Annotated in this window: 10 protein-coding genes and 1 tRNA gene; 6 read left to right on the forward strand and 5 right to left on the reverse strand. The window is 61.6% G+C overall.

The window, feature by feature from the left end:
• Positions 1–6 precede the first annotated feature (6 nt).
• From MAMT_RS06575 to MAMT_RS06590, 4 genes are all read left to right on the forward strand, one after another.
• A complete protein-coding gene (locus tag MAMT_RS06575) occupies positions 7–1146 on the forward strand; it encodes a sensor histidine kinase (RefSeq protein ID WP_142660193.1) in 1140 nt (379 codons plus the stop codon).
• Entirely contained in the window at positions 1143–1829 is a 687-nt protein-coding gene (locus MAMT_RS06580; RefSeq protein ID WP_142660194.1) for a response regulator, read from the forward strand. Before MAMT_RS06575 ends, MAMT_RS06580 begins: the two co-directional genes overlap by 4 nt.
• Positions 1830–1874: 45 nt before the next feature.
• Complete coding sequence (locus MAMT_RS06585; RefSeq protein ID WP_142660195.1) at positions 1875–3056, forward strand: phosphatidylglycerol lysyltransferase domain-containing protein; 1182 nt, start codon at positions 1875–1877, stop codon at positions 3054–3056.
• A 96-nt stretch (positions 3057–3152) separates the two neighbouring features.
• Positions 3153–3224, forward strand: a tRNA-Glu gene (locus tag MAMT_RS06590).
• A gap of 76 nt (positions 3225–3300) precedes the next feature.
• Here the strand turns inward: MAMT_RS06590 and gnd are convergent.
• The 3 genes from gnd to MAMT_RS06605 form a co-directional block, all read right to left on the reverse strand.
• Complete coding sequence (gnd, locus tag MAMT_RS06595) at positions 3301–4323, reverse strand: phosphogluconate dehydrogenase (NAD(+)-dependent, decarboxylating) (protein WP_142660196.1); 1023 nt, start codon at positions 4321–4323, stop codon at positions 3301–3303.
• Positions 4324–4737: 414 nt separating this feature from the next.
• The gene (locus tag MAMT_RS06600; protein ID WP_142660197.1) at positions 4738–5082 is read right to left on the reverse strand and encodes a DsrE family protein; all 345 of its coding nucleotides are present in this window, start codon (positions 5080–5082) and stop codon (positions 4738–4740) included.
• A 47-nt stretch (positions 5083–5129) separates the two neighbouring features.
• Entirely contained in the window at positions 5130–6245 is a 1116-nt protein-coding gene (locus tag MAMT_RS06605) for an alkene reductase (protein WP_142660198.1), read from the reverse strand.
• Positions 6246–6407: 162 nt separating this feature from the next.
• On the opposite strand from MAMT_RS06605, the gene MAMT_RS06610 reads away from it, so the two are divergent.
• Complete coding sequence (locus tag MAMT_RS06610) at positions 6408–7238, forward strand: arylamine N-acetyltransferase family protein (RefSeq protein ID WP_142660199.1); 831 nt, start codon at positions 6408–6410, stop codon at positions 7236–7238.
• 118 nt (positions 7239–7356) lie between these two features.
• Positions 7357–7854 carry a c-type cytochrome gene (locus tag MAMT_RS06615; protein ID WP_142660200.1) on the forward strand — a complete coding sequence of 166 codons (498 nt, stop codon included), beginning with the start codon at positions 7357–7359 and terminating at the stop codon, positions 7852–7854.
• Between the two features lie 8 nt (positions 7855–7862).
• Here the strand turns inward: MAMT_RS06615 and MAMT_RS06620 are convergent, their stop codons facing one another.
• Complete coding sequence (locus MAMT_RS06620; protein ID WP_178086976.1) at positions 7863–9254, reverse strand: putative Na+/H+ antiporter; 1392 nt, start codon at positions 9252–9254, stop codon at positions 7863–7865.
• A gap of 34 nt (positions 9255–9288) precedes the next feature.
• Positions 9289–10150: aminotransferase family protein (locus tag MAMT_RS06625; protein WP_142660202.1), on the reverse strand; the 862-nt coding region annotated here is incomplete at its 5' end.

Raw genomic sequence — 10150 nt, forward strand, 5'->3', positions numbered from 1 at the left:
CCGGGCATGAAACGACAAGCCGCCAAGCAAGAGGAAAATGGTTTCTCTCGCGTGCCGTGCGGCCTCTCGGTCGCCAACTGCCTCGGCTCCGAGCGGATCCAAAGCTTTTGCAGCATCGCGGGTTGGATGCACGAGATGCTCGACCGGATGCTCGAGGGGATGCTCGTTCTCAACCTCGACCTATCGATCGAAATCGCCAACCGTGCGGCGGCGCAGATTTTTGGATATCGTCCGGATGAACTCGTCGGCCAGTCTCTGACCTCCCTCTTGCAGACGCCCGAGCAATTTGCCATTCCCTCTCTCCATTTTCCCCCTCGCCCGGCGAAAAGCCTCATCTTTGGCACCGGCCGCCACGAGTCGCTTGGACGTAGAAAGAACGGGGAGGTCTTCCCCATCGAGCTTTCCGTGAGCCAGTCGATCGTCGAAAAGCAGTCCACCCTGACCATCCTGATACGGGATCTGACGGAAAAACGAGTCTTAGAACAGTCTCTCTTCGATGCGGAAACGCGAGAGCGGCTGCGGATCGGGCAAGACATCCACGATAGCCTTTGCCAGATGCTGATCGGAATCCACTACCAGGCGGAGCTTCTCCAGACGAAGCTTTCCGCGCGTTCCCTCCCGGAATCCGCTCTTGCCTCCCGGATCGGAGAACTCGTCCGGGAAGCCAGTGACTGCGCGCGCGCCCTGGCGCAGGGACTGATGCCGCTGGCGATCTCTCCCGCCCAACTCCCGCAGGCATTGGGAGAACTGGCGCGCAAAACGCGGGAACATTCGCAGACCGCCTGCCGCTTTGCACTGGTCGGCCAGCCAAGCATTCCCGATTCGGCAACTGCCCTGCAGCTCTATCTGATCGCTCAAGAATCGATCCACAATGCCATTCGTCACGGGAAACCGGACCAGATCGAAATTCTTTTGGGTGAAGGAGCCGGTTCCCTTTATCTTCGCATAGCGGATGACGGAGGCGGGATGGATGCGAAAGCCGCATCGGGATCCGGCCTTGGGCTACGATCCATGCGATACCGGGCGAGGATGATCGGAGGGGTGATTGGCTTCGAATCCAAACCTAAGGAAGGAATGATCGTCCTCTGTACGGTCCCTTCCGGCGCAAGGGCGAAAGAGAAAAAAAAGAGGGATAGAAGGAAATGAAGGAAACGAGAGGCAAGACGCCTCAGCCGAAGAAGGTGCTGATCGTGGACGACCATGCGCTGGTCAGCGAAGGGATCGCACAGCTGATCGAGGCGAGGAGTGGACTCACGGTCTGCGGAACGGCTGCGAACGCTCACGAAGGATTCGACCTCGTGGCGAAGACACGACCCGATCTGGTCATCGTCGACCTCTCCCTTCCCGGGAAAAGCGGTCTTGAGCTCATCAAGGACATCCATGCCTCTTATCCCGAGATAGCCATCCTGACTCTATCCATGCATGAGGAGTCGATGTACGCGGAACGGGCTCTCCGAGCGGGAGCGCGCGGTTATCTCATGAAGAGCGAAGGAGGCCAGAGGCTCCTGGAAGGAATTCAGCGGGTGTTGGATGGAGGCATGTTCGTGAGCGAGGCGGTCGCAACGCGCGTCCTCGAGAGATTTTCCGGACGCCGGGCCAAGCCGACCTTGAATCCGGTGGAATCGCTCAGCGACCGGGAATTCGAAGTCTTCCAGCTGATCGGTCGCGGCCTAGGGACCCGGCACATCGCCGATCAGCTCCATTTGAGCATCAAGACGGTGGAAGCCTACCGGGGAAGCCTCAAGGAAAAGCTGAAGCTCGCCTCCGGACCGGAACTCGTTCATTACGCGATTTCGTGGCAACAGTCCCAGGCGGTCGCCAGCGCTTGATCCGTCCCCAAGCCATCTTCCGAAGTCGGTTCGCTCCATCGCGCAATGGACCAGGCTAACTGGGTGGTCGAAAGCGTGCGAGAGGCCGCCCGTTCCCTTGCGGAGGCCTGCTGGATCGCGGTACTCCTCGGGCGTTTCTCGTTCTGGATTCCGATCTACCGGATCTTCGGCGATCGGTTGCCTCCGAATGCCGCCCTCTCGGCGCAGAGGGCCATTCTCTTCTTCCTGGCCGTGGGGGCCATCCCCGTCTTGGGCTCCCTTTTCCCCGCCTGGCAAAGAAGCGTCGCCCCGGCGACCTTCGGCGCGTTCCTGGGCGGCCTCTTCGGACTAGGTTTTCTTTGCTCCTTGCCCCTTCGGAAACCGACCATTTCCTGGCCGGTGGTTCCCTGGTTCCTCTGGGCCCTGCTGGTATTTGTGTTCCTTCTCGATCCTGCCGGAAAGCCGGCCATCCCCCTCGGACCCGAAGCTCCCCTGCTCTGGACGGCGCTCATGCGGCTCTTTCTCCTTTCCCTCTCCCTATGGCTAGCCACCCTGCTCGCCGAGCTGCTGATCCTGACACCGATCCTGGCGCAAGCGGGCCGACGCGATCCTTTGATTCTTCTGCTAGGAACAGGCTCTCTGCTCAACAGCATCGCCGTCACTCTCTTTGGACTAAGCGGACTCATTTTGACCTGGTTGCTGCTCTTCCACCCCCTGCCTTTCGCCCCCGTCGCTTCCGGCTCGCTGCTCGACCTGATCGGGCTCTCCTCTCTCTTCGCCCTTCTCCTCCGATCCTTTCATCAGATCTTGGCCGAGCCGGCGGCCACCGCCGTTCTCATGCGTCCCCGAGCTCGCCGTTCGTCGCCCTCTGCCCAACCCGAAGCCCCGGCCGCCTGTCGCCTCCCGCTGACCACGCATGCCCTCGAGATGTTCGCGGTCGCCGGGACCCTCGTTGCGGGAAACTTCCTGGCTGCCCGACCGCTCTCCACTGCTCCTTCGGCAGTGGAATTCCGGTGGAGCGACCTTCTCCTGTTGCCTCTGCTCGCAGTCGTGGCCGCCGGAGGCCATCGGCTCTTTCATTTCAGCCGGCAACTCGTTCAAGCGTGCATCGATCTGCCTCGGGCGGAAGACTCCGACCGGGTTCCTCCGGTCCTAGTACAGCTCGGGCTACGCCAATGGCTCTGGGCCGGGGGAGTCTTTTCTCTGGGTGCCATGGCCATCCTCCTTGTGACGACCCATCTTCATTGAAACCGCAAGAGCGCGCCCAATGCCTTTCCTGCTTGCCGCGTCCGCCGGGATCTGCTTTGCTCTTCCCGTAGGCGTTCGCGCAAGCATCGTCGACCTGACCCCATTGTGTAGCGGTTAGCACCCCACCCTTTCACGGTGGTAGCACGGGTTCGAATCCCGTTGGGGTCGCTTCCCGGACCTTCTCTGAAGGCTGCTTGCCAGCCTTCCTTTCTCACAAGCTGCCGCGGACCGCTTGTGAGAAAGGCTAGTCTCCGTCCGTCTTTTTTTCTAAGTGGCCGCCAAACTCGTAGCGCATCGCCGAAAGGAGCTTGTCGGCGAACTCGTCCTTTCGACGTGAACTGAAGCGGGCGTAGAGGGCGGAGCTGATGACCGGAGCCGGCACCCCTAGATCGACGGCCGCTTGCACCGTCCAGCGCCCTTCTCCGGAATCGGAAACCCGACCGGCGAACTTCTCCAGCTTCGGATCTTCCAGCATCGCTTGCGCGATCAAATCGAGAAGCCAGGAGCGGACTACACTTCCCCGGCGCCAGACCTCAGCGACATCAGCCAGATCGAGTTCATATTGGTAATTGGCCGGTTTGCGAAGCGGAGTCGTTTCCGAATCGACCTCTTGCCCCAGCTTTCCGGCATTCGCGTGATGGAGAATATTCAAGCCTTCGACGTAGGCGGCCATCATGCCGTATTCGATCCCGTTATGGACCATCTTCACCAGATGTCCCGCCCCGTGAGCTCCGCAGTGCAGATATCCCTTTTCCGCCGTCCCCGGCTTCTTCTCCCTTCCGGCAATCCGTTCGGCAACCTCCATCCCCGGAGCCAACGCCTCGAAAAGAGGATCGAGTCGTTCGACGACCTCCTTCTCCCCTCCGATCATCAGACAGTAACCGCATTCCAAGCCCCAGACTCCTCCGCTCGTGCCGACATCCACATAGTGGATCGCTCGGGTCTTCAATTCCTCGGCCCGACGAATGTCATCGTGGTAGTAGGAATTTCCCCCGTCGATGAGAATGTCCCCGGGTTCCAAATGGGCGGTCATCTCTCCAAGCATGGCGTCGACCGCTCCGGCAGGAACCATCAGCCAGATTGCTCGCGGCTTTTGCAGCTTTGCCGCGAGATCGTTAAGGGAGGAAGCTCCGACCGCGCCCTCCCGGCTCAAGGTTTCCACGAACTTTTGGTTCAGGTCATAGACCACGCATCGGTGCCCCTTCCGCTGCCAACGACGCACCATGTTCGCCCCCATTCTCCCCAATCCGATGACTCCGATTTCCATGATGGTTTCCTCCTTGCGTTTTTCTCTGAAGGACCGCTGACCTTTTGTTTTTTTCGGGATTCCGTTGTTGCCATTTCCGCGCCGGCGGATGCGAAGAGTCCCATAGCAAGCGGGGGAAAAGGACTCCTTCCGCCCTTCCCGCTCCGTGTGAACGAATCGCCACGTCCCTTCCGCTACGACGGAAAGCAGAACCAGCCTAGCTCTCGCCTGACAGCCTTGCAAAGGCAAAAGTCTTATCCTGCCTGTCTCGCCTAGCCCGTCCTTCCTCCCGGAAAAATCGTCTTCCGCGGCTGGAATAAAGCCCGTCTCGGAACAAGAGACCTCCGCCATTCGGACGCCAGGGAAACTCGGGAAGACCGTTCGCGCTTGGGAAGCGACGTCCGAAGGACGCAATCCAACTGAAACACCGAGGCGCTAAAACGTGAGGACCGTCATGCCTTCGCCGATACACCGTCGAATTTCCACGGCTCCTTTCACCAGCCTTGCCGGAAGCATCCGATCCGCTTCGACACCGTAGGCTTCCAGGGAAACCTGACAGGCAGCAACGTCCACCCCCAGTTGGCGCAGATGATCGAGCGCCTCCGCAATGATCGGGGTCGATTTCTGATTGGCACGCAGCAGTTCGACTCCCGGACCCAATAAGAGGAATTCGATCTTGGTTTCCGGCTGATTCGCCAAAACTCCCGTCATATGAAGGAGCGAATTCGCCCGCGGGAAGGCCTCCTTCCCCGTTGTTACCACGACCAACACCGCGCTCATCGTCCTACCTCAGTCAGCGGATTCCTTCACCTCGGGCTCCTTAACTCCTATGCGCCTGTCGTTTGGAGGCTCGGGTAGTCGGTATACCCCTTCTCCCCGCCTCCATAAAACGTGGACGGATCGGGTGCGTTGAGCGGTGCCTGGCGGCGGAAGCGCTCCGGAAGATCCGGGTTGGCGAGAAAGAGCTTGCCGAAGGCGATCGCGTCGGCAACCCCGGCGGCGATCGCCGCTTCGGCGCGGGTGGCGTCGTAACCTCCGCAGAAGACGAGAACGGGAGCGAAGGCGTGGCGCAAGGAGCGCCTCTCCTCCTCGGTCAGCGGCGGCCCTCCCGCCCAATCGGGCTCCGCGATGTGCAGATAGGCGATCTTCCGCTTGTCGAGCTCGGCCGCCACGTACAAGGCGGTCTCCCAACTCCCTTCGACCGTCATGTCGGAAAATACACCCTTAGGAGAGAGCCGGACTCCCACCCTTTCCCGGCCGATCGCTTGGGTGACGGCATCGACGACTTCGAGCAAGAATCGCGCCCGGTTCGGGAGAGAGCCCCCATATTCGTCGCGACGCTGGTTGGCCTGCAGGTCGAGAAACTGGTTGAGAAGATAACCGTTGGCGCTATGGATTTCGACTAGGTCGAATCCCGCCCGGCGTGCACGGACCGCCGAGTCGGCATATTCTCCGATGATTCGTCGGATCTCCCGCTGCGAAAGCTCCCGCGGCAGATCCACGGGAACCTGGGCGGGGGTACCATCGGGCAGAACGACGAAACACTCGGTCTTCTCGGCCCGGACCGCCGAGGGAGCCACCGGCTGCTGCCCTCCTTCCTGCAAAAGGTGATGGGAGACTCGACCTACGTGCCAGAGCTGAAGTCCCATCCTCCCTCCGGCGGAGTGGACCGCTTCCACGACCCGGCGCCAGCCCGCTTCCTGGGCATCGGTGTAGATTCCCGGTGTCCAGGCATAACCTTGGCCTTCCCGGCTGATCTGGGTCGCCTCGCTCACAATGAAGCCGGCGGAAGCCCGCTGGGCGTAATAGCGGGCATTGAGTTCCGTCGGAACATCCCCCGGCTGACCCGCCCGAGACCGCGTCAGCGGTGCCATCCAGATCCGGTTAGGCGTCGTGACCGCTCCCACGGTCAACGGTAAAAAAAGATAAGTGAGAGAAGACATTGGCACCTCCAACAGTTCTATGGCTGGATGCCTCGGAACCGAACCATGCCGCGCTCCGAGGAGAGATCCGCGTCTTGGACAACCAAGCCGCCCTGGCTTTTTGTAGCAGACTTCTCCGGTCCGAGTCGAGCCGAGAGGGGGCACTCGGCAAAACAATCTGCTATGCTCTCCCGGATGCACGAACTGATCCACCTCGACGCCTATTTTGCCCGAATCGGCTACGACGGCCCGAGAGCAGCGGACCTGGACACCCTTTATTCCCTTCACGCACTCCACCCCCAAGCCATCCCGTTCGAAAACCTCGATTCGCTGCTCGGCCGATCGGTTGCGCTCGACTTCGCCTCGCTCCACCGGAAGCTGGTTCTGGGAGGCCGAGGAGGGTACTGCTTCGAGCACAACCATCTTTTGGGCGAGGTCTTGCGGGCGCTCGGCTTCTCGGTCACCGGGCTCGCCGGGCGCGTCTGCTGGAACCTTCCCGAGAATGCCCCGCCCCCTCGAACGCATATGGTTCTTCTCGTGAACCTCGACCCACCTTACATCGCCGACGTCGGATTCGGCGGGCTCACCTTTACCGCTCCTCTCCGATTGGAAGCCGGCATCATTCAGGAGACCCGCCACGAACCGATGCGGATCCTCCGCTCCGGAGACGGCTTTCTCGTGCAAGTTCTTCTTGCCGAGCAGTGGCAATCGCTCTATCGATTTGATCTTCAGCCCCAACTCCCCGTCGATTATGAGATGGCCAACTGGTACGTCTCTTCTCACCCGGCCTCTCGGTTCCGGAAGGAGTTGATCGCGGCGCGGGCGGACATCGGCTGCCGGTATTCGCTCCGGAATAGCGAGCTGACGATCCACCGGCTCCGTGGGAAGACCGAGCGCCTCCGCCTGCGGAGCGGCGTGGAGATCCGTCAGCGGCTCGAAAGCCTGTTCCGGCTCTCGCTGCCCGAAGAAGAGAGCTTCGACACCGTGCTGGAGAGGCTGACTTCCGATGTGTGACCCCCGTCGCGCCCATTCCTCCTGTCATGATAATAGGAAAAACCCGGTAGCTACGGGAGGGACAATCCCGTTACTCTTTCCACTTTCTTCCGGTCGAGGGAGAGCGAAATTCCTTTGTATGATCTGGATCCGCCCCCGCTTCCCTATCGCACTGTTTTTTGCGTTTTTCCTGCTGATTCCCTCCCTCCATGCAAGGAACGGCCACCGACTTTTCCTAGAGAACTGCGCGCGCTGCCATGGCACCGGCGGAGAAGGGCTCGATCCCAATCCTCCTTTGAAACACTCGTCGTGGGTAACCGGCGATCCGGAGAGGCTGATTCGCATCGTTTTGAACGGCTATGCCGGGGTGATTCGCGTCGGAGAGGAAGAGTACCGAGGCCGGATGCCCGCCTGGAGAACGATGCTGAGCGACGATCAGGTTGCTTCCGTGCTCACCTATCTCCGCTCGAACTGGGGGGGAGAGGAAATCTCCGCCGACCAGGTTGCCTCCGTCCGCCGGAAAACCGAGGGGGAGCCCACCACGGGAGCTGCTTCGGGCTGCATGGGAGGAGGCAGGATGAGACACGGCCACCATCACGGCATGGGCGGCGGGATGGGATGCGGCTGCGGACACTGAGCAGGCTGTTAAGGTCGGAGTAGCACCAGGGCGATGGCGGTAGGTGCAAGCGCTCCGGCGGCCAACCCTAGCGGAGAGAGTCCATTGGGGAAGAAGCGGCTCAAAAGAGCCTGACCCGCCGGGTTGGGAGCGTTGGCGATCACCGTGAGTCCCCCGGAGGCCATTGCCCCTGCCATCACCGCCTGCTTCGACGATTCCGGCAAGCCGGGAACGAGGCTCGCTAGATAGGTCACGAGCGTATTGTCGTTGAAGGCAGTGATCGCCGAGATGCTGAAGAGGAGGCTTGTTTCGCTGAGCCGCTCGAAGAGCGGGCTGATCCACCAACTCTGCTGGCTTCCTAGGATCTCCAGCCCGGCCAGAAAGCAGCCGACCAGTACCGCTTGTCGGAGGGAGACCTCGTCTTGGAAGGGGCTCGTCACGCGAAGGAAGGCCAGGAAGAAGAGGAGTCCACCGATGCAGAGGACCGGCGTATCGGCGGCAGCCACGATCCAAACAACGAAGAGGAGATGTATCCCGGTAATCCATCCGGGAATCCGTTCCGGGGCGACTTCTTCCGTCGAGCCTCGGCAGCGGAGCGCTTCCAGACGGGCGAACTCTTTCCAGAAGAACGCCAGGTAGAGGAGGCTACTCAAGAACGTTGCTATGATCGCCTTCGCCCCGAAGTGGACAAACATATATCCGCTTCCCCAGCCCCAAGGCCGCGCGGCCATGAACACCGGCGCGGCCGCGAAATGAGTGAGGCAGCCACCGATCGATACGTTGGCGAAGAGAAGTCCGACCGTTGCGTAGGAGAGGGCCGGGCGGGGGCCAAGAGCAAAAAAGCGCTTGCCAAGCAAAAGAGCGGTCACGGTCATTGCTCCGGCCTCCGTGACGAGGGAGCCGGTCAAGGTACCCAGCGTCAACAGGGAAAACCACCAGATTGCGACTGACCCGCGACCCAAGGCAGCCACCTGTTGCAGCCATCGGTCCAGGCAGAGAAGGATCGGCTGGCTGGAAGCGACCGTCATGATCGCGACCACGAAGATTGCTTCCGCGAAATCCCGGCTCAGCCCCAACTGCTGGATCGCCCCGGCCCACCCCTTCACGCCGACCAGAATCCAAAAAAGCGGAATGACCCAGAGGCCGAAGACCACTTCGACCTGGCCTAGAAAGAGAAGCAGCTCCGCAACCACTCGCTCCTTCGCGGCACTCGTCTGTTGCCCGGATTCGAGTCGGCGCGCCTGCTCTAACCGGAGGCATCCCAGGCGATGGAGGGAGGGGGCGAGGAAGGTGTGCACGATCGCCAGGAAGAAGATTCCCGCCCCGAGAAGCCGGACAGGCTCTTCCCCGGCGGCCTTCCACAAGAGTTGCGGGAGGGGCAAAGAGCTTGCCCCATCCGAAATGACCGAGGACCAAAACATCGCTTTTCGTTCCCTACCCTGTTCCGCTCGGCGGTCACGGCAGCTCCTCCCAGAGAGCCCGATCGAGAGCGCCGACCATCCCGGCCAAATCGTCGGCAGAGACGCAGAGGGGAGGCACCAGCACCAGGACATCGCCAACGGGCCGAGTCAGCAGCCCGTGGGCCCGGGCCCGTTCGCAGACGCGAAAGCCCACTTCCCGCTCTTTCGGAAAGGATGCCCGGTCGGCTTGTCTCTCGACAAGCTCAACCGCCAGCACGAGCCCCTCCTGCCGGACATCCCCCACATGGGGATGCCGCCAGAACCGCTGGGAGAGAGCACTCAGGCCCTCCGCATGCCGGGCGATGCGCGGGAAGACCTCTTCCTCCTCGAAGACGGCGAGCGAGGCCAGCGCCGCCGCGCACCCGATCGGGTTCGCCGTGTAGCTATGCCCGTGCAGAAAAGCCCGGCTTTTCTCCCCGGTAAACCCCGCATAGATCTCTTCCCGCGCGAGGGTCGCGGCCAGCGGCGTCATTCCTCCCGTCAGCCCCTTGGCCAGGCAGAGGAGGTCGGGAAAGACCCCTTCCCGTTCGCAGGCGAACCAGCTCCCCAGCCGACCGAATCCCGTGAAGACCTCGTCGGCGATCCAGAAGATACCTCGCTCCCGGCAGAGCCGGTCGAGCTCGCGCAGGTAGCCCTCCGGGTGCATCCACATTCCGGCGGCCGCCTGCACCTTCGGCTCGATCAAGAGGGCGGCCAGCCGGTTGCCGTGGCGATCGAGAGTCTCCTCCAGAACCCGGATACATTCCCAGGAGCAACGGCGACCCTGGCGAGCATCCTTTCTTCCCGGCTTCGCTCGATTGAATGGGCAGCGGTAGCAGGCCGGCGCTTGGATGGAAACGGAAGGAAAGCGCAATGGC

Source organism: Methylacidimicrobium tartarophylax, from assembly GCF_902143375.2.
GTDB classification, from domain to species: domain Bacteria; phylum Verrucomicrobiota; class Verrucomicrobiia; order Methylacidiphilales; family Methylacidiphilaceae; genus Methylacidimicrobium; species Methylacidimicrobium tartarophylax.

Bases quoted from the DNA above. Each gene is read 5' to 3' on its own strand.
- MAMT_RS06605 (WP_142660198.1), bottom strand. From the start codon at position 6,245: ATGTCTTCTCTCACTTATCTTTTTTTACCGTTGACCGTGGGAGCGGTC.
- MAMT_RS06600 (WP_142660197.1), bottom strand. From the start codon at position 5,082: ATGAGCGCGGTGTTGGTCGTGGTAACAACGGGGAAGGAGGCCTTCCCG.
- MAMT_RS06610 (WP_142660199.1), top strand. From the start codon at position 6,408: ATGCTCTCCCGGATGCACGAACTGATCCACCTCGACGCCTATTTTGCC.
- MAMT_RS06575 (WP_142660193.1), top strand. From the start codon at position 7: ATGAAACGACAAGCCGCCAAGCAAGAGGAAAATGGTTTCTCTCGCGTG.
- MAMT_RS06580 (WP_142660194.1), top strand. From the start codon at position 1,143: ATGAAGGAAACGAGAGGCAAGACGCCTCAGCCGAAGAAGGTGCTGATC.
- gnd (WP_142660196.1), bottom strand. From the start codon at position 4,323: ATGGAAATCGGAGTCATCGGATTGGGGAGAATGGGGGCGAACATGGTG.
- MAMT_RS06620 (WP_178086976.1), bottom strand. From the start codon at position 9,254: ATGTTTTGGTCCTCGGTCATTTCGGATGGGGCAAGCTCTTTGCCCCTC.
- MAMT_RS06615 (WP_142660200.1), top strand. From the start codon at position 7,357: ATGATCTGGATCCGCCCCCGCTTCCCTATCGCACTGTTTTTTGCGTTT.
- MAMT_RS06585 (WP_142660195.1), top strand. From the start codon at position 1,875: ATGGACCAGGCTAACTGGGTGGTCGAAAGCGTGCGAGAGGCCGCCCGT.